At 71.1% G+C, this 18,831-nt stretch carries 17 protein-coding genes; 7 read left to right on the forward strand and 10 right to left on the reverse strand.

Annotated elements, in window-relative coordinates; genetic code table 11:
- Window positions 1-30: 30 nt before the first annotated feature.
- From rraA to ACIPVB_RS01100, 7 genes are all read right to left on the reverse strand, one after another.
- A complete protein-coding gene (rraA, locus tag ACIPVB_RS01070; RefSeq protein WP_400366203.1) occupies window positions 31-498 on the reverse strand; it encodes a ribonuclease E activity regulator RraA in 468 nt (155 codons plus the stop codon).
- A gap of 106 nt (window positions 499-604) precedes the next feature.
- Window positions 605-2,803, reverse strand: coding sequence for an ATP-dependent Clp protease ATP-binding subunit (locus ACIPVB_RS01075; protein ID WP_400366204.1), 2,199 nt, complete (start codon window positions 2,801-2,803; stop codon window positions 605-607).
- 599 nt (window positions 2,804-3,402) lie between these two features.
- Window positions 3,403-4,809 carry an FGGY-family carbohydrate kinase gene (locus ACIPVB_RS01080; protein ID WP_400366206.1) on the reverse strand — a complete coding sequence of 469 codons (1,407 nt, stop codon included), beginning with the start codon at window positions 4,807-4,809 and terminating at the stop codon, window positions 3,403-3,405.
- Window positions 4,809-6,272: an FAD-binding oxidoreductase gene (locus ACIPVB_RS01085; RefSeq protein ID WP_400366208.1), complete on the reverse strand. Its 1,464-nt coding sequence runs from the start codon at window positions 6,270-6,272 to the stop codon at window positions 4,809-4,811. Before ACIPVB_RS01085 ends, ACIPVB_RS01080 begins: the two co-directional genes overlap by 1 nt.
- A 30-nt stretch (window positions 6,273-6,302) precedes the next feature.
- Complete coding sequence (locus ACIPVB_RS01090; RefSeq protein WP_400366210.1) at window positions 6,303-7,082, reverse strand: SDR family oxidoreductase; 780 nt, start codon at window positions 7,080-7,082, stop codon at window positions 6,303-6,305.
- A 3-nt stretch (window positions 7,083-7,085) separates the two neighbouring features.
- Complete coding sequence (locus ACIPVB_RS01095) at window positions 7,086-8,564, reverse strand: NAD-dependent succinate-semialdehyde dehydrogenase (protein ID WP_400366212.1); 1,479 nt, start codon at window positions 8,562-8,564, stop codon at window positions 7,086-7,088.
- Window positions 8,561-9,490 (reverse strand): NAD(P)-dependent oxidoreductase, encoded by a 930-nt coding sequence (locus ACIPVB_RS01100; protein ID WP_400366214.1) that lies wholly within the window; start codon window positions 9,488-9,490, stop codon window positions 8,561-8,563. The genes ACIPVB_RS01095 and ACIPVB_RS01100 overlap by 4 nt, the downstream gene beginning before the upstream one ends.
- Window positions 9,491-9,644: 154 nt before the next feature.
- Here ACIPVB_RS01100 and ACIPVB_RS01105 point away from each other — a divergent pair, with 154 nt between their 5' ends.
- The 6 genes from ACIPVB_RS01105 to fae all read left to right on the forward strand — a co-directional run bounded on the left by ACIPVB_RS01105 (window position 9,645) and on the right by fae (window position 14,601).
- On the forward strand, window positions 9,645-10,511 hold the full coding sequence (locus ACIPVB_RS01105) for an IclR family transcriptional regulator (protein ID WP_400366215.1): 867 nt from the start codon (window positions 9,645-9,647) through the stop codon (window positions 10,509-10,511).
- A gap of 103 nt (window positions 10,512-10,614) precedes the next feature.
- Window positions 10,615-11,280 carry an ABC transporter permease gene (locus ACIPVB_RS01110; RefSeq protein ID WP_116536697.1) on the forward strand — a complete coding sequence of 222 codons (666 nt, stop codon included), beginning with the start codon at window positions 10,615-10,617 and terminating at the stop codon, window positions 11,278-11,280.
- A complete protein-coding gene (locus ACIPVB_RS01115) occupies window positions 11,273-12,307 on the forward strand; it encodes an ABC transporter ATP-binding protein (RefSeq protein WP_400366217.1) in 1,035 nt (344 codons plus the stop codon). The genes ACIPVB_RS01110 and ACIPVB_RS01115 overlap by 8 nt, the downstream gene beginning before the upstream one ends.
- On the forward strand, window positions 12,304-13,098 hold the full coding sequence (locus ACIPVB_RS01120) for an ABC transporter permease (RefSeq protein WP_400366219.1): 795 nt from the start codon (window positions 12,304-12,306) through the stop codon (window positions 13,096-13,098). Before ACIPVB_RS01115 ends, ACIPVB_RS01120 begins: the two co-directional genes overlap by 4 nt.
- Before the next feature lie 49 nt (window positions 13,099-13,147).
- Complete coding sequence (locus tag ACIPVB_RS01125) at window positions 13,148-14,092, forward strand: glycine betaine ABC transporter substrate-binding protein (RefSeq protein ID WP_400366221.1); 945 nt, start codon at window positions 13,148-13,150, stop codon at window positions 14,090-14,092.
- Window positions 14,092-14,601: a formaldehyde-activating enzyme gene (gene fae / locus ACIPVB_RS01130; RefSeq protein WP_400366223.1), complete on the forward strand. Its 510-nt coding sequence runs from the start codon at window positions 14,092-14,094 to the stop codon at window positions 14,599-14,601. Before ACIPVB_RS01125 ends, fae begins: the two co-directional genes overlap by 1 nt.
- A gap of 190 nt (window positions 14,602-14,791) precedes the next feature.
- Here the strand turns inward: fae and ACIPVB_RS01135 are convergent, their stop codons facing one another.
- The gene (locus ACIPVB_RS01135; protein WP_400366225.1) at window positions 14,792-15,784 is read right to left on the reverse strand and encodes a GlxA family transcriptional regulator; all 993 of its coding nucleotides are present in this window, start codon (window positions 15,782-15,784) and stop codon (window positions 14,792-14,794) included.
- 87 nt (window positions 15,785-15,871) lie between these two features.
- Between ACIPVB_RS01135 and ACIPVB_RS01140 the strand changes: the two genes are divergently transcribed.
- The gene (locus tag ACIPVB_RS01140) at window positions 15,872-16,264 is read left to right on the forward strand and encodes a hypothetical protein (protein ID WP_400366227.1); all 393 of its coding nucleotides are present in this window, start codon (window positions 15,872-15,874) and stop codon (window positions 16,262-16,264) included.
- Here ACIPVB_RS01140 and ACIPVB_RS01145 read toward each other — a convergent pair.
- Complete coding sequence (locus ACIPVB_RS01145) at window positions 16,234-17,421, reverse strand: glycosyltransferase (RefSeq protein WP_400368161.1); 1,188 nt, start codon at window positions 17,419-17,421, stop codon at window positions 16,234-16,236. The two genes, ACIPVB_RS01140 and ACIPVB_RS01145, sit on opposite strands and share 31 nt — an antisense overlap.
- Window positions 17,422-17,437: 16 nt before the next feature.
- Window positions 17,438-18,694 (reverse strand): glycosyltransferase, encoded by a 1,257-nt coding sequence (locus tag ACIPVB_RS01150; protein WP_400366229.1) that lies wholly within the window; start codon window positions 18,692-18,694, stop codon window positions 17,438-17,440.
- Window positions 18,695-18,831 lie beyond the last annotated feature (137 nt).

Raw genomic sequence — 18,831 nt, forward strand, 5'->3', positions numbered from 1 at the left:
CGAGGACCGGCCCACGGGGGCGTCTCGGGCTCAGCGCTCGACGAGCACGCCGTCCGAATCCGCCCAGACGTGACGGCCCGGGGTGAACACCACCCCCGCAATGGTCACGGGGACATCGATCTCTCCCGTGCCGTCCTTGGCGCTCGTGCGGGGGTTGGTCCCCAGCGCCTTCACGCCCAGCTCGAGTGCGCCGATGGCCGCACGATCGCGGACGGCGCCATGGACGATCACGCCGGCCCAGCCGTTGTCGACCGCGGAGGCGGCGATCATGTCGCCCACGAGCGCGGACTCGAGCGACCCGCCTCCGTCGACGACGAGGACCGCCCCCTCGCCCGGCGTCGCCAATGTCTGCTTGACCAGCGCATTGTCGCGATGACAGCGCACGGTCCGGATGACGCCGTCGAATGCGGTGCGCCCCCCGACGTCGATCAACTGCAGCGAGAGGGAATCCAGCGCGTCGCCGCGCTCGTCGTACAGGTCGGCGGTCGCGATCGTCATGCGGCCAGGGTAGCCGGGCGGCGGTGCCTCGAGACGCGGCGGGGAGTCGACGCCGGTGCCGATCGAGCCGACGGGATGCCACGCGCCGGCGCGGCATCCCGCTCGCTCACTCGACGATCTCGGCCTCGATCACGTCGTCCAGATCGTCGTCGGGTGCGGCCGGGCCGTCGCTGACGAGCATGAGCGCTTCGCCGTCGCTGGCGACGTCGACCCGCACCACGTCGCCGTCGCGCACCGTTCCGGCCAGGATCGCCATCGCCAGACGGTTCTGCACCTCGGTCTGGATGAGCCGGCGCAGCGGCCGCGCGCCGTACACCGGGTCGTATCCGCGCTCGGCGAGCCACGAGCGGGCGTCGGGCGTCACCGCGAGGGTGAGCCGGCGCTCGCGCAACCGCGCGTGCAGGGCGTCGACGGCGAGCTCGACGATCTGCGCCAGGTCGTCCTGCGTCAGGGCCTGGAAGATCACGATGTCATCGAGGCGGTTGACGAACTCCGGCTTGAACGCCTGCCGCACGAGCGCCTGCACCTGGTCGCGCTTGGCCGGCATCGGCAGGGTCGGATCGATCAGGATCGGCGAGCCGAGGTTCGACGTCAGGATCAGGATGACGTTGGTGAAGTCGACCGTGCGCCCCTGGCCATCGGTCAGGCGGCCGTCATCCATCACCTGCAGCAGGATGTCGAATACCTCGGGATGCGCCTTCTCGACCTCGTCGAGCAGCACCACCGAGTACGGGCGGCGGCGCACGGCCTCGGTCAGCTGTCCGCCCTGCTCGTAGCCGATGTAGCCCGGAGGGGCGCCGACGAGGCGCGAGACGGAATGCTTCTCGCCGTACTCCGACATGTCGATGCGCACCATGGCGTGCTCGTCGTCGAAGAGGAAGTCCGCGAGCGACTTCGCCAGCTCGGTCTTCCCGACCCCGGTCGGGCCCAGGAAGAGGAACGACCCCACGGGGCGGTTCGGATCGCTGATGCCGGCGCGCGAGCGGCGCACCGCGTCGGAGACCGCCTTCACGGCATCCCGTTGTCCGATCAGCCGCTTGCCCAGTTCGCGCTCGAGGTGCAGCAGCTTCTCGGTCTCGCCCTGCAGCAGGCGGCCCACCGGGATGCCCGTCCACGCCGCGATGACCGCGGCGATGTCCTCGTCGGCGACCTGGTCGTTGACCATGCGATCGCCCGCGGGTTCGTCGGTCTCGGCCTGCATGAGCTCGCGCTCCAGCCCCGGGATCTCGGCGTACAGCAGCCGTGACGCCCGCTCGAGGTTGCCCTCGCGCTGCGCGCGCTCGGCATCGACGCGGGCGGCGTCCAACCGGGTCTTGAGCTCGCCGACGCGGTTGAGCGAGGCGCGCTCGCGCTCCCACCGCTGCTGCAGCTCGTCGAGCCGGGTCTGCTCGCCCGCCAGCGTCTCGCGCAGCGTCGCCAGGCGCTCCTTGGACGCGGCGTCCTTCTCTTTCTTCAGCGCGAGCTCCTCGAGCTTGAGTCGGTCGACGTGCCGGCGCAGCTCGTCGATCTCGAGAGGAGCGGAGTCGATCTCCATGCGCAGGCGGGACGCCGCCTCGTCGATCAGGTCGATCGCCTTGTCGGGCAGCTGACGCGCCGGGATGTAGCGATGGGAGAGGGACGCCGCGGCCACCAGGGCGGCATCCGCGATCGCGACCTTGTGGTGCGCCTCGTAGCGCTCCTTCAGGCCGCGCAGGATTGCGACGGTGTCTTCGACGCTGGGCTCGCCGACGTAGACCTGCTGGAAGCGCCGTTCGAGAGCGGCATCCTTCTCGATGAACTCGCGGTATTCGTCCAGCGTGGTGGCACCGATCAGGCGCAGCTCACCGCGGGCGAGCATGGGCTTGAGCATGTTGGATGCCGCGACCGAACCCTCGCCGCCCCCCGCGCCCATCAGCACGTGCAGCTCGTCGATGAACGTGATGATGCGGCCGTCGGACTCGGTGATCTCTTTCAGGACGCTCTTCAGACGCTCCTCGAACTGCCCGCGGTACATGGCACCGGCGACCAGCGCCGAGATGTCCAGCGCGACGAGTTCTTTGTTCTTCAGACTCTCGGCGACATCGCCCGCGACGATGCGCTGGGCCAGGCCCTCGACGACGGCGGTCTTGCCGACGCCCGGTTCGCCGATGAGCACCGGGTTGTTCTTGGTGCGCCGGGTGAGCACCTGGCTGACGCGACGGATCTCGCCGTCACGCCCGATGACGGGGTCGAGCTTGCCCTGACGGGCCCGGTCGGTGAGGTTGATGCCGAACTGCTCGAGGGCGCTGCGCGCGTCCTCCTGCCCCGGCTGTTGCGTGGCGTTCATTCATCCTCCTGGAAGCCTGTCCGCGAACTTGAGTTGCGTTGACTCAAGTTTAACGCGTGCGCCAGGGGTCGGCAATGGCGGCGGCGGGGTGACGGCCGCGCCGCCCGCTGCCGCGCCGCCCGCTGCCGCGCCGCCGCTGCCGCGCCGCCGCAGCCGCTCCCCCGCACGTTTCCGTCACCCCGCGCCCCCGACGCGACAAAAACCCGCGGGGGAACAGCCAGCGGTCCCGGCCCACGGCGCCGTTACTCCCCCGCACGTTTCCGTCACCCCGCGCCCCCGACGCGACAAAAACCCGCGGGGGAACAGCCAGCGGTCCCGGCCCACGGCGCCGCCGCTCCCCCGCACGTTTCCGTCACCCCGCGCCCCCGACGCGACAAAAACCCGCGGGGGAACAGCCAGCGGTCCCGGCCCACGGCGCCGCTACTCCCCCGCACGTTTCCGTCACCCCGCACCCCCGCCGCGACAAAAACCCGCGGGGGAACAGCCAGCGGTCCCGGCCCACGGCGCCGCTACTCCCCCGCACCTTTCCGTCACCCCGCGCCCCCGACGCGACAAAAACCCGCGGGGGAACGGCGACGACGGCGGCGACGGCGCGCGGGTCACCCCCGCGCCGAGGCCATCCAGCCCGACAGCTCCGCGACGCGGGAGCGGATGCCACGGTGCCAGGGTCGAAGCGCCCGGTAGGCGTCCGCGTGCGCACCGGGTCGCACGGCGTCACCCGTTCCGGACAGGGCCGAAGCCGCGGCATCCCAATCCGGGAACACCCCGGCGCCGACCGCCGCGCAGATCGCGGCACCGATCCCCGCGGCGTCGTCGACGAGGGCCCGGCGCACCGGCCGCCCGAGCACGTCCGCGACGATCTGTACGAGCAGCGCGGACTGCGCCCCTCCGCCGGTCACGATCACTCCGCGCGCCGCGACACCGCGCTCGCGCTCCATCGCTTCGACGTGGTCGGCCATCGTGAACGCGATCGCCTCGAGGACGGCCCGGTAGAGGTGCCCGCGGCCCTGGGCGCCCGAGAAGCCGACGAACGCCCCGCGCCGGTTCGGCTCGTCGCCGGGGGCGAGCCAGTCCAGCACCGCCGCGACCCCGTCGCACCCGGGGGGAACGCTCTCGGCCTCGGCTCCGAGGCTGCGGTCGAAGGCGTAGATGTCGTCGTCCGGAGCGATGGGGTGCAGCAGATCGCGCAGCCAGCTGACCGTCCACATCCCCCGACGGATGCCGGTGGATTCGGCGAGGTACTGCCCGGGGCGCGCGCCGAAGTTCACCCAGTGCTGCTCCCCACCGCCCGGGGCATCGGCCACCGTCATGGCCGCGATGTACGTGCCGAACGACAGCAGCACGTCATCGGGCGAGGAGAGCCCGGCGCCCAGCGCCTCGACGGCCTTGTCGTTCGATGTCGCGAACACCGGCACACCCGCGGGCAGGCCGGTCACCGTCGACGCCTCGACGCTCACGCGACCGAGCTCGGCGCCCGGATCGACGAGCTCGCTCAGCAGCGAACGGTCCATGCCGGTCGCCGCAGCGGCATCCGGATCCGCCGTCCACCGCCAGGTGGTCTGGTCGATCGGCCACACGCCCTGGTAGTTGCCGGCCGCATCACGGAACGCCCCCGTCAGACGGTGCGCGACGTACCCCGACGATGTCGTCACGTGCGCGACCGCGGGCGAGGGGACGTGCGGGCGCGAGACCCTCTCGTCCATCCAGCTCAGCAGGGGTTCCGCGAGCGTCCCGTCGGCGCGCAGCAGCGCGCGACAGAACCGGATCGTGCACAGGCCCACGCCGACGATCTCGGACGGGTCGCCGTCGAACCGCTGCATCGCGAGCCGGCAGGCGCGCACGATGGAGTCCCACACGTCGTCGTCGGGGTGGACGCTGCGCCCCGGCGCGGGCGTCGCGTAGGGCCGGAGCCCGACGCGCGCCTGCGCGCGCACGCGCCCCGTCTCGTCGACGACGAGCACCTTCGTCGACTGCGAGCCGTTGTCGATCGCGACGACGGCCGGCATCACCCCTCCAGCGCGAAGATCGTGCCGGGGTTCATCACGCCGTTCGGGTCCAGGGCGGCCTTCATGCGCTCCAGCAGCACCAGGGCGCTGCCATGCTCCTCACCCGTCCAGGCCGTGCGGTACTTGCCGATGCCGTGGTGGTGCACCATCGACCCGCCCAGGCGCAGGGCCTCTTCGACCACGATCGCGTTGAGGGGCTCGTGATATTCGGTGATCTCGTCGCGCGGGTCGCAGTGGATGTCGTAGTCGTACACGAAGTACAGGTTCGTGCCCGTCTGATAGCTGTGCGAGGAGTGCGCGCCGAGCATGGTCAGGTCGGCGGCGCGCGGGAACTCGCCGCGCACGCGCCCCATCACCGATTCGTACAGCTCGACCACGCGCGACCAGTCCACCGACACCTCGGTGGTGTAACCGAGGTGGGCCTTCTCGAGCATCTCGCGCTTCTCGCGGTCGATCTTGTCCTGTCCCCAGTTGAGGTTGTCGAACCACCGCTCGATCAGGGCGTCGTCGACGCGCTCGAGGGGCTTGCCCTCGGCGGCCTCGGCGATGGCCGCGGCGGTCGCCTCGGCCAGGCGTCGGGGCCCCTCGGCGACGAGGACGACCACGCTCTTGCCGTCGTGGAAGTGCGAGAAGTGCTGACGGGCGTCCTCGGGAGAGTAGACGCGGGCCACCGAGGGACGGTACCCCTGGGTCACGAGCTCGCGCAGCAGCTCGATGCCCGCGCCGAAGTCGTCGGTGACGAAGCCGAAGAACCGGTTGTTCTCGGGCGTGTAGGGCCAGATCTTCACCGTGACCTCGGTCACATAGGCGAAGGCGCCCTCATTGCCGATGATCAGATGCCGGATGTCGGGACCCGCGGCGCGACGCGGCACGTTCTTGATGCGCGTGACGGTGCCGTCGGCGAGCACGGCCTCCAGCCCCACGACCATGTCCTCGATCCCCCCGTAGAGGGTGGAGAACTGTCCGATCGAGCGGGTCGCGACGAGCCCGCCGTACTGCGCGAGGGGCTTGGACTGCGGGGAGTGGCCGGTCGTGTACCCCTGGGCGCGCAGTTCGTCCTCGACGCGCTGCAGACCCGCTCCGCACTGGACGGTCACCATCATGTCGACCGTGTTGACGTCCAGGATGCCGTCCATCCGCGAGCCGTCGAGCACGATCGTGTCGGCGACGACCGTCTCGAGGCCGCCCTCGGTCGCGGTGCGGCCGGTGCGCGGCACCACGGCGATGCGATTGTCGTCGGCGAAACGGAGCACCCGCGAGACCTCGTCGGTGGAGCGCGGGTAGACGATCGCGGCGGGGAACGGCCCGTCGAAGATGCCGTGGACGGCGGAGTACTTCTTGAAGCGGTCGACGCTGGCATCGCGCAGCTCGGCCTCACGGGTGTCGACGGCCTCGGAGCCGAGCAGATCGGTCAGATGGGCGGCGATGTCGGAACGGGTCAGCGGGGAACGGGAATCGGCCATGTCGGTCTTCCTGGATCGGTGGGGAACGGGTCAGCGCAGCAGGTAGCCGCCGTCGACGACGAGCGTGTGCCCGGTGACGTAGTCGCTGGCGCGGCTGGCGAGGAACACGACCGCGCCCATCAGATCGGCGGGGTCGCCCCACCGGCCCGCGGGGACGTGGTCGACGATGCGGCCGTTGGCCACGGCATCCGATCGGGTCTTCTCGGTCAGGGCGGTCGCGAAGTACCCGGGCGCGACCGCGTTGACCTGGATGCCGAATTCGCCCAGTTCGTCGGCGTACGCCTTGGTGAAGCCGACGATCCCCGCCTTGGATGCCGCGTACGCGGGCGACTGGCGCCCGCCGAGGAACGAGAAGAGCGAAGCGATGTTGATGATCTTGCCGCGCCGGTTCGGGATCATGACCTCGGCCGAGGCGCGGGCGAAGTCGAAGGCCGCGGTGAGGTTTACGGCGATCATGGGGTCCCACTTGGCGCGGTCGAAGGCGACGACGTCTTCGCTCAGCAGATTGATGCCGGCGGAGTTGACGAGCACGTCGACGCCGCCGAAGCGCTCGACGCAGGCCGCCACGACGCGCTCGGGTTCGCCCGCCGCGGTGATGTCGGACGGCGCGAAGGCGTACTCGCGCCCGTGCGCCTCGACGAGGCGCGCGGTCTCGCCGTCGTCGTCGGCCAGTGAGGGGACGAACACGTTCGCCCCGGCCGCGGCGAGCGCGACCGAGAAGGCGCGGCCGAGTCCGCCGTTGCCGCCGGTGACGATCGCGGTGCGACCGGCGAGCGAGAAGAAGTCGGTGGAGAAGTCGGGGATGTCCATGGTTCAGGCGCTCCGGGAGGCGAAGGGGTCGGCGATGCCGACGTAGACGGTCTCGAGGTATTCGTGGATGCCCTCGGCTCCGCCCTCGCGGCCGAGTCCCGATTGCTTGACGCCACCGAAGGGCGCGGCGGGGTTCGACACGACCCCGGCGTTCAGCCCCAGCATCCCCGTCTCGAGGCGTTCGGCCAGCCGCAGACCCCGGTCGAGGTCGCGCGTGTACGCGAAGCAGACCAGGCCGAACTCGGTGTCGTTGGCGAGACGGACGGCCTCGTCCTCGTCGCGGAAGGTCAGGATCGGGGCGACGGGTCCGAAGATCTCCTCGCGCAGGATGTCGGCGTCGGCGGGCACGTCGACCAGCACGGTCGGCTGGTAGAAGTAGCCCGGGCCGGGGATGACGCTGCCGCCCACGGCGACGCGAGCGCCCTGAGCGACGGCCCCCTCGACGAGCGAGGCCACCTTGTCGCGGGTGGCGGCGTCGACCAGGGGCCCCACCGTCGACGAGGGGTCGGTGCCGCGCGCGGGCACGAATGCGCCGATGCGGGCGGCGAAGCGCTCGGTGAACTCCCGCGCGACGGACTCGTGCACGAGGAAGCGGTTGGCGGCCACGCATGCCTCACCGCCGTTGCGCATCTTCGCCAGCACGGCGCCGTCGACGGCGGCATCCAGGTCGGCGTCCTCGAAGACGAGGAAGGGGGCGTTGCCGCCGAGCTCCATCGACACGCGCAGCACCTGCGCCGCCGAGTCGGCGATGAGGCGCTGCCCGACGCCGGTCGAGCCGGTGAACGAGAGTTTGCGCAGCCGCGGGTCCTGCACGAGCGGACCGGTGACGGCACCCGCGTGCGTGGTGGGGATGACGTTGAGCACGCCGTCGGGGAGCCCCGCCTCGCGCAGCACCTCGGTGAGCAGCAGAGCCGTGAGGGGCGTGAGGGCCGCAGGCTTGAGCACCATCGTGCAGCCGGCGGCGATCGCGGGGGCGATCTTGCGGGTGGCCATGGCGAGGGGGAAGTTCCACGGCGTGATGAACAGGCACGGACCCACCGGGCGCTGCACCACCAGCAGTCGGTTGCGGCCGTCGGGGGCGACGGAGTACCGGCCCGAGACGCGCGGGGCCTCTTCGCTGAACCAGCGCAGGAATTCCGCGCCGTAGGCGACCTCTCCTCGTGCCTCGGCCAGGGGCTTGCCCATCTCGAGGGTCATGGCCAGGGCGAAGTCCTCGGTGCGGGCGGTGACGATCTCGAAGGCGCGGCGCAGGATCTCGGCCCGCTCCCGCGGGGCGGTGCGGCCCCACGACTCCTGCGCGCGGTGGGCGGCGGCGAGCGCGTCGTCGCCGTCGGCGACGCTCGCGTCGGCGACCGTGGTCAGCACGTCGCCGGTGGAGGGGTCGATCACGTCGAAGCGATCCCCGCTGGATGCCGCCCGCCAGGCGCCATCGATGAAGAGGTCGGTGGGCAGCGAGGCGACGAAGGCGCGTTCGTCGGTCATCGCGCGACCCCCGCCGTGGCCTGGGCGCGGCGCAGCGGCTCGCCGAGCAGGTCCTCGTACAGACGGAAGGGCGCCATCTCGCCGGCGCGCTCGCCGTACATCGCCTTGGCGCGGCGGAACTGCTGGTCGACCAGCCCCGACAGCTCGTAGGGCATGCCGACGGAGCGGGCCAGGTCGGAAGACAGACCCAGGTCCTTGCAGGCGAGGGCCAGGGCGAAGCCCTCGTCGTAGTCCCCGTGGTCGAGGATCGACAGCACGTCGTGCTCGACGAAGTTGCTGTTCGCGGGACTGGCGACCAGGGCCCGGCGCAGCACCTCGAGGTCGACGCCGGCTTTGACGCCCACCGAGAGCACCTCGGCCGTGGCGATGAGGTGCGAGAACCACAGCTGGTTGATCATGAGCTTGACCGCATAGCCGGCACCGTGGCCGCCCACGTGGAGGATCCGCTCCGGTTCGCCCATCGCCTCGAACACCTCGCGCAGGCTCTCGACGTCGTCGGTCTCGCCGCCGATGAATATTTGCAGCGTGCCGTTGGCGGCGCCCACCGACATGCCGCTGACGGGCGCGTCGAGGATGCGCAGGTCGGGTCGGTCGACGCGGGCGCGGTCGGCCACCTCGGGCACCGAGGTCGACATGTCGACCCAGGTGCCGCCCGCCGGGAGCGCGTCGAGCAGGCCGTCGGGCCCGCGCAGCACCTGGTCGACGTGCCGGGGGGTGGGCAGCATCGTGATGACCAGATCGGAGCGGGATGCCACCTCGGCGGCGGTGTCGACCCAGACGGCGCCGCGCGCGACGGCGTCGGCCGCCGCTTCGGGGCGGACGTCGGTGACGACGAGGGGGAAGCCGGATGCCTGGAGGTTGCGGGTCATTCCGCTGCCCATGCTGCCCAGGCCGATGAATCCGACGGTGAGTGTGCGCTTCGTCACGGGACCAGTCCTTGAGATCGTGGATCGGGGGCGGTGCGCCGCTGCGGCTCTCGTCTTCGAGCCCGCCAGTGGCGACCGCACGGCCACGATAGAGCCAGGATGCCGTGTGAGCATCCCTTGATGTAAATATGGCAACTGGGTAGGGTTCCGGTTCATGACAGATCCCTCGGCGACCCCGCGTCGCAACTCCTCGGGCCTCGCACGCGACGTCGAGATCCTCGAGATCCTCGGGTCCGTCGAGGCGGTCTCCGCCGGCGGGCTGGGTGTGTCGAGGGTCGCGCAGATCACCGGCCGCGACAAGGCCGTCGTGTCGCGGACGCTGGCGACCCTCGCCGACGCCGGGCTCGTCGATCGCGACGACAACACCCTCGCCTATCGCCTCGGCGCCCGCCTGTACGCCCTGGCGGCCCTCACCGTCGAGAGCACCCTCACGCGCGAGTCCCAGCCCATCCTGCGCCGGGTCGCGCAACGCGCCCGCGAGACGACGCACCTGTGCGTGCTGCGCGGCGGCAACGTCCTGACCATCGCCAGCGAGCTGAGTCCGCACGAGTTCCGCACGACGGGCTGGGAGGGCATCACGACCGCCGCGTGGCGCACGCCCTCGGGCCGCGTGCTGCTGAGCGACTGGGACGACGACTCGCTCACGCGCTGGTACACCGAGCACGGGCAGGATCAGGCGATCGTGGGGCCCGTACCACCGCACGCCGCGGGGTTCTCGGTGCTGCCGAGCCCGCCCGCCGACCGCCAGGTGGTCTCGGACCTCGAGAGCCTCCGCGCCGAGCTGGCCCGTATCCGGTCCACCGGCTACGCGCTGCTCGACGAGGAGCTCGAGCTCGGCGTCGTGGGCGCGAGCGCCCCGGTGCGCGATTTCACCGGTCGGATCGTCGCCGCGCTCAACGTGAGCGCTCCCAAGACCCGCATCGGCGACCGCCTCGACGCCCTGGCCCGGTTCGTGGCATCCAGTGCCAAGGATCTCTCGCGGGCGGTGGGGTTCGACGCGATCGTGTCCGGTCGCCCTTGATTGCCATATGCGCAACACCGGTTGAGGATAAGAACCCCCCAGCCGTACAGTCAGCCGCAGCCGTGAACCGCGGCCCATCTCGATGAGGAGAGGAGTGCGACGCATGTCCGACTTCGACCTCGGCGGACTCCTCACCTTCTGGGGCCGCCGCAGCGACGACATCGCCGAACTCGTGCTCCAGCACGTCGCCGTCGTCGTGCTGAGCATCGCCATCGCCGCCGTCATCGGCATCGCGATCGGCATCGCCGTGTGGAACCGCCCGGTGTCGCGATCGGTGACCATCGCCGCCGCCGGCGTCGCGCTGACGATCCCGTCGCTGGCTCTGCTGGCCCTGCTGACGCCGGTGCTGGGACTCGGTTGGACCCCCACGGTGTTCTCGCTCGTGTTCTACTCGCTGCTGCCGATCGTGCGCAACACCGTCGTGGGCCTGCGCGAGGTCCCGCCGGCCATCATGGAATCGGCCAAGGGAATGGGCATGTCCCCCGCGCGCATCCTGCTCTCGGTGCAGTTGCCGATCGCGTGGCCCATCATCCTCACCGGAGTCCGCGTCGCCGCGCAGCTGACCGTGGGCATCGCGGCGATCGCCGCATACGTCGCCGGTCCCGGACTCGGGCAGTTCATCTTCATGGGCCTGTCCTCCCTCGGCTCGCGCAACGCGCTCAACTTCGCCCTCACCGGCACCCTCGGCGTGATCGTCCTGGCTCTCCTGCTGGATGCCGCCTTCGTCTTCATCACCCGCGTCACCACCTCAAGGGGGCTCCGTGTCTGACACCACCACCACTTCCCGACCGGCCGCCGCCGGCGACTCGTCGGGCGTCGGCATCCGCCTCGAGAACGTGACCAAGGTCTACCCCGGTCAGCCCACGCCCGCGGTCGACGCGTTCTCGATGGACGTCGAACCGGGTGAGCTCATCATGTTCGTCGGCCCCTCGGGCTGCGGCAAGACCACGACGATGAAGATGATCAACCGGATCATCGAGCCCACCTCGGGCACCATCTCGATCGACGGCCGCGACGTGCTCTCGCTCGATCCCAACGAGCTGCGTCGGCACATCGGTTACGTCATCCAGCAGATCGGCCTGTTCCCGCACATGACGATCGGCGAGAACATCGCGGTCGTGCCGAAGCTCCTCGGGTGGTCCAAGAAGCGCACCGCCGACCGCGTCGAGGAACTGCTCGAGACGGTGCAGCTCAGTGGAGACTTCGCCCAGCGCTACCCCCGCCAGCTCTCGGGCGGTCAGCAGCAGCGCGTCGGTGTGGCGCGCGCCCTCGCCGCCGACCCGCCGGTCATGCTGATGGACGAGCCCTTCGGCGCCACCGACCCCATCACCCGTGAGCGCCTGCAGGCGGAGTTCCTGCGCCTGCAGGAGTCGATCGGTAAGACGATCATCTTCGTCACGCACGACTTCGACGAGGCCATCCGCCTGGGCGACCGCATCGCGGTGCTGTCCGAGCGCAGTCAGATCGAGCAGTTCGACACCCCCGCCGCGATCCTCGCCGCCCCGGCCAACGACTACGTCCGCTCGTTCATCGGCCGCGGCGCGGCCCTCAAACGCCTCGCCCTGATCCCCGTCGGCGACGCCCCCCTCGGTCCGGTGACGGATGCCGGCGGCGCCGCCGTCTCGGTCGCCGACAACCTGCGCGACGCGCTCGACCTGCTCGTGGTCAGCGGTTCTCCGACGGTCGCCGTCGTCGACCGCGACGGGCGGGCGCTCGGCTCGCTCAGCACCGACCGCATCTCGGCCGCGCTCGGCGTCGAGGTCGCGGACATCTCCCGTCCGGGCGGCGCGCGATGACCACCGTCACCACCGAGACGCAGAGCATCGGCGCGGCGCGTCTGGCCGCAACGCGACGCCAGAGCGGCAGCCGGCGGCTGTGGAAGCGGTTCGTCACCCCCGCGGTGGTGGTCGTGCTGCTCCTCGCGCTGTACCTGTGGGTGTCCTCGCTGCCGCTGGACTCGATCGAGCAGCGCACCCTCAACGCCGACTACCTGCTGCTGCGCATCGGCGAGCACCTCAGCCTCACGGTGGCGGCGTCGGCGCTGGTGGCCGTGCTGGCCATCCCCGTCGGCATCCTGCTCGCCAAGACCCCCTCGCGAACCGTCAAGGCGGTCGTGCTGGCCCTGGCCAACATCGGACAGGCGACGCCCGCCGTGGGCGTGGTGATCCTGCTCGCGATCATCTGGCAGACCGGGTACACCACGGCCCTGGTCGCCCTCGTGATCTACGCGTTCCTGCCGGTGCTGCGCAACACCATGATCGGCATCGAACAGGTCGACGGCGCGATCCGGGAGTCGGCGCGCGGCATGGGCATGACACCCGTACAGGTGCTCGCCCGCATCGAGCTGCCCCTCGCCGTCCCCGTCATCCTCGCGGGCCTGCGCACCGCCCTGGTGTTCTGCGTCGGCGTCGCCACCATCGCGACCTTCATCAACGCCGGCGGGCTCGGCGACATGATCGTCAACGGCCTCAAGCTGCAGCGCTACCCCGTGCTCGTCACCGGTGCCGTCCTCGTCGCCTGCATCGCACTGCTCATCGACTGGATCGCCGGCGTCGCCGAAGACCTGCTCACCCCTAAAGGGATCTGAGCCCTCACCCCTGCCTCACCCATCGCACCCACCACACCAAGGAGACACAATGAAGCGTCGTCCGCTTCTCTCGCTGACCGCCGTCGCGGCCCTCGGCGCCCTCGCCCTCACCGCCTGCTCGGGCGGCTCCTCCGGCTCCGGCTCCGCCGCGGGCGGGAGCGACGAACTCGCCGGCCTCACCGGCCAGATCGGCTCGAAGGACTTCTCCGAGCAGTACATCCTGGCCCACATCACCACGCAGCTGCTCAACGCCCGCGGCGCCGACGTCGAGGCCAACACCAAGCTCGTCGGCTCGGCGAACGTCCGCCAGGCCCTCGAGAACGACGAGTTCCTGGGGTACTGGGAGTACACCGGTACCTCGTGGATCACGTACAACGGCAACACCGCCCCGGTCCCCGGCGCCGAGGCGCAGTTCGACGCCACCAAAGAGGCCGACGCCGCCAAGGGCATCGCCTGGCTCGACCCGGCTCCACTGAACAACACCTACGCCTTCGCGATCCGCGCCGACAAGGCGGACGAGCTCGGCGTCACCACCCTCTCCGACGTCGCCGGCCTTCCCGCGGACGAGCAGACCTTCTGCATCGAGAGCGAGTTCTCGACCCGTGACGACGGCTGGCCGGGCCTGAAGACCGCATACGGCCTGAACGTGCCCGACTCCAACGTCGCCCTGCTGGACACCGGCGTCATCTACACCGCGACGCAGAAGGGCGACGACTGCAACTTCGGCGAGGTCTTCCAGACCGACGGTCGCATCCCCGCGCTCGATCTCGTCGTGCTCGAAGACGATAAGGAGTTCTTCCCCGTCTACCAGGGCGCCTTCACCCTCAAGCAGACGACCCTCGACGAGTACCCGGCCATCGCCGACGTGATCGCCGAGATCTCGCCGCTGCTGACCACCGAGGAGATGCAGAAGCTCAACGCCCTCGTCGACGTCGACGGCGAGGACCCCGAAGACGTCGCGACCGACTGGCTCACGGAGCAGGGCCTCATCTGATGGCCGTCGACGTGCAGATCGGCGAGAGCTTCGTCGGCGAAGGGGCGCACGCCGCCCACATCAACACCGTGCTCGGGCACCGCGACGGTCCCGCCGGCACCGCCTGGGCCACGGCCCTCGCGACGCCGAGCGCCGGACACGTTCCGTTCGTCGCCGTGCTGCGTCCGTCCCTGCCCGTCAAGCCGCTGACCCTCTTCGTCACCAAGTCCGCGCCCGAGAGCGATGCCCACGGGCTGCTGATCTGGGGTCCGGCGCAGGCGGGGGTGGCATCCGGTATCGCGGATGCCGTCGCCGACGGCGAGATCCCCGACGACTGGGCCGACACGCACGCCGTGATCGCCGCGGTGTGGGTCAACCCGGCTGCCACCGACGCGGAGCAGATCTACCGCAACAACCGTCAGGCCGCTCGCGAGGCGATCCGCAACGGCGCCCGCTCATTGCCCGCCACCGCCGACGTGCTCGCCGCGCGCACCGCGCCGTCGAACCCGTTCTTCACGCCCGCGTCCTGACGTCGCCGCGAACGGCCCCGCCCCTCTCCCGGGGCGGGGCCGTTCCCGTTCCCGCCGCCGCCACCGCACCGCACCGCGACCGCCAGACGCCGCTCACCGCTCCCCCGCACGTTTTCGCCGCTCCGCACCCCCGACGCGACAAAACCCCGCGGGGGAACGGAGACGGCCCCGGCCTACGCGGCCGCGGCCGTCAGGCCGAAATCGCCTCGGGCAGGCCGGGGGATGCCGTGCCCGCGACGCACGAGAAGCGCGCGCGGTACGCGGTCGGGGTCAGGCCCATGGTCCGGGCGAAGTTCTGCCGCAGCACCGCCGCCGACCCGAAGCCGCACTCGGCCGCGATCCGGTCGAGACCGAGGTCGGTCTGCTCGAGCAGACGTTGCGCGTGCAGCAGGCGCTGGCGCGCGAGCCAGGCCGCCGGCGTGGCGCCCAGGTCCGCCTTGAACCGGCGGGCGAACGTGCGCGGCGACATGTGCGCGCGCGCCGCGAGCCGGTCGACGGAGAGTTCGGCATCCAGATTCTGCAGCATCCATTCCGTCACCGGGGCGAGCGACAGCGAGCTGTCGACGGGGATCGGCGACGCGATGAATTGTGCCTGGCCGCCGTCGCGCTGAGGAGCGACGACCATGCGTCGCGCGATGCGGTTGGCCAGCTCGGGGCCGAGCTCCTGCCGCAGCAGATGCAGGCACGCGTCCAGACCGGCGGCGGTGCCGGCGCTGGTGATGATGTTGCCGGACTGCACGTACAGCACATCGGCATCGACCTCGATCCGCGGGTGCATGCGCGCCATGGTGTCGGCATAACGCCAGTGCGTCGTCGCGCGTCGACCGTCGAGCACGCCCGCGGCCGCGAGGACGAAGGACCCGCTGCACACGCTGAGCAACCATGCTCCCCGCGCGTGCGCCGCCCGCACGACGTCGAGGACGCGCTCGTCGACCCGGTCCCACTGCGATCGCGGGATGGGCGCGAGCACGAGCACGTCCACGTCGGCGGCGGCGTCGAGGCCGTCCGCGATGTTGATCGAGAAACCGAGGTTGGATGCCACGGCCCCGGGGTCCGGAGCCACGATGCGGAAGTCGAAGTTCGGGATGCCGTCGTCACTGCGGTCGAGACCGAAGGCCTCGCACGCGAGACCGAACTCGAACGGGGCGAACCCCGGTTGGACGATGACGGCGACCGAGCGCATGCGCACCTCCGGTGTGGCAGAAAGGGATCGAATCGTGTCCATCATGCCACTCGCGGGCGCATTTCGCACGAGCGTAGCTTTTCTGCCATGGCATACCTCGTCGCTCTCGGCCTCCTCTCGCTCATCGGCGTCGTCGCGACGGCCCTGCTGATCCGCACCGACGGCTACGGCCGCATCCCCACCGATCCGACACGGGCGATCCCCTCGGGTGCGGATGCCGACACCCCGGCGCCGCGCGCGACCCCCACGCCGGCAGGCCCGCACGTCGACCCGGCGCCGCGCGCGACCCCCACGCCGGCAGGCCCGCACGTCGACGCGGCGCCGCCACCGGCGCCCGCTCCCGAACCGCGCCACGCCCAGAGGGTCGGAAACCCGGCACCCGCCATCGCCCACCGCCACCCCGAGACGGCCGAGAACCCGACACCCGCACCGGGCTCCGACGGCGACGTTCAGCGTCCGGCGGCGACCGCCCGCTCGTAGACCGCGATCATCGCGGCGGTCCGCGACGACTGGCGGAAGCGCTCGGCGATCGTGGGATCGGGCGCGACGGAGCGCCCGGCGGCGATGTGGGAGGCCGCGGCGCGCAGCGCTTCGGCGAGGGCCGCGGTCGTGGCATCCGTCACCGTCCACGTGCCCGCACCGAGCTCGGCCGCGATGTCGGGATCGCTGACCACCGCGGGCGTTCCGAGCGAGGCCGCCTCGAACACCGTCATGCCCTGCGTCTCGAACCCGATGGAGGTCTGCACGACGGCGTCGGCGTCGGCCAGGCGGCGCAGGGTCTCGGCGTAGGGCAGTCGTCCCGCGAAGATCACGTCCGCTTTCGGCGACGACCGTTGCACGAGCCGTCGCGCCGCGCGCAGCTGTGCTCCGCCGCCGACGATCTCGACCTCGGCTTCGATCTGCGAGGAGATGACCGCTTCGAGGAACGGCAGCAGCCGCTTCTCGGGGCTCATCCGCCCGAGCCAGATGAAACGCGGTCGTCCCGGTCGGCGCTGAGGCGGTTCGGCGCTGCGGGCCGCGTCGAGCACGTCGTCGTCGATGCCGTTCCAGATCACCTCGACACGGTCGGCGACGCCGTGCGCCTCGAGGCGGCGGGCGAAGTGACTCGAGGGGGCCGTCACCGCCCGCGAGAGGCGGGCGAGCCGGCGCAGGAACGCCCAGCCGTCGGGTGCCGCCACAGAGTCGGCGCCGTCGGCCGCCGGGAGAGCCCGCCGCGCCCACGCGTTGAGCGCGCGCAGGACGAGTGAGGGGAACGGCGCGGTCGCCTCGATCCCTACATCGACGCGGTTGTGCATCGTGTGCACGACCGGCAGTCCGTGCCGTGCCGCATAGCGGTGACCGATGAACGCGCCCCAGAAGTCGGCCTGTACGTGCACGACGTCGGCGGGCAGGCGCGCACCCATCTCGGCATCCAGGAATCTATCCGTGCGCGCGCCCGGCCAGGTGAGGGCGTACTCGCGGTCAGGGGTGATCGCGAGCGAGGGCAGATCGAGGTAGGCGGGATCGTGGGCGGCGGGGCGGTGCAGGCGAGGGGCGACGACGGTCACCACGTGTCCGGCGCGCTCCAGGAACCGCTTCTGCAACCGCATCGACACCTGCGCGCCGCCGAGCGACTCGAGGTGCTGATCGGCGAACATCACCACGTGCACGTGGCTACTCCGGCAGCGGACGACCGCGGTACAGCGCCTCGAAGGTCTCGAGGGTGCGCGTGATGTCGTGCACCGCCACGGCGTCGAGCGAGGCCTGCTGCATCCGATGGCGTTCCTCGGGCGACGCGGTCAGCACGTCGGTCAGGCGCGCGGCGAGCTCGTCGACGTCACCCGGCTCGAACAGATAGCCGTTCTCGCCGTCGCGCACGAGGTGGGGCAGGGCGACGGCGTTGGCGGCGACGATCGGAAGACCGGATGCCATGGCCTCCATCGTGGCGATGGACTGCAGCTCGGCGATCGAGGCGATCGCGAAGACGCTCGCGCGCGAATACAGTTCGCGCAGGTCGTCGTCCGACGCGTGCCCGTGGAACGTCACCCGGCCGGCGACACCGAGTTGCTCGGCGAGGGCCTCGAGCTTGGCGCGCTGGTCGCCGCCGCCGACGATGTCGAAGGTGGCGTCGAGGGCCGGATCGAGCTGGGCGAGGGCCTTGAGTACGACGTCGATGTGCTTCTCGGTGGTGAGGCGGCCGACGAACAGGATGCGGTTGGCGTCGCGAGGCGCGAGATCGGGGCGATAGTTGGACCGATCGATGCCGCACGAGATGGGGATGACCCCCTCGACGTCGATCGTCGACTCGAGGAAGTCCGCGGCCCGGCGCGTCGGGGTCGTCACCGCGCGGGTCATCTTGAACGTGCGCTCCGCGTCGGCCCAGGCGAGCTTGACGAAGATGCGGTCGAGCCAGTCGGGGAGGGTGGTGAAGTCGAGGATGTTCTCGGCCATCACGTGGTTGGTGGCGACGACGGGGATGCCGCGCGTGCGCGACTCACGGGCGAGGCCGCGACCGATGATGATGTGCGACTGGATGTGGACGACGTCGGGCTTGACCTCGTCGAGCAGGATGCGCGCGTAGTGCTTCGCCCGCCACGGCAGCACGTAGGTGATCCAGTCGTGCGGACGGAAGCGGAACGCCGGCAGGCGGTGCATCATCATGGGCTGGCCCTCGATCGTCTCGATCGCGGTGCGGCCGTTGCGGTGCCCGATGCTCGGCGCGGCCACGTGCACGTCGTGCCCCCGGGCCACGAGGCCGGCGGCGAGACGTTCGGCGAAGCGGGCGGCCCCGTTGACGTGCGGGAGGAACGTGTCGGCCCCGATGAGGATCTTCAACGGGGCGTCGGAACCGTGCGCGGTCGATGAAGAGGCCGGGGCGGCGTCCGCGTGCGCGGGCGCAGCGGGATCGGCGGGCGTCGCAGGAGTGGTCACGTGTGGTGAGGCCTATCTGTGCGGCGGATGGTTCGCGCGGTGCGGGGTCGCGCGCCCGTCCACTGTACCCGAGCGGTTTTCGCGCCCCGTGGCCACTCACAGGGTGAAAAATCGGCGACGGCGGGTGCACCGGGATC

The organism is Microbacterium sp. NPDC090007, assembly GCF_044748345.1.
Lineage (GTDB): Bacteria > Actinomycetota > Actinomycetes > Actinomycetales > Microbacteriaceae > Microbacterium.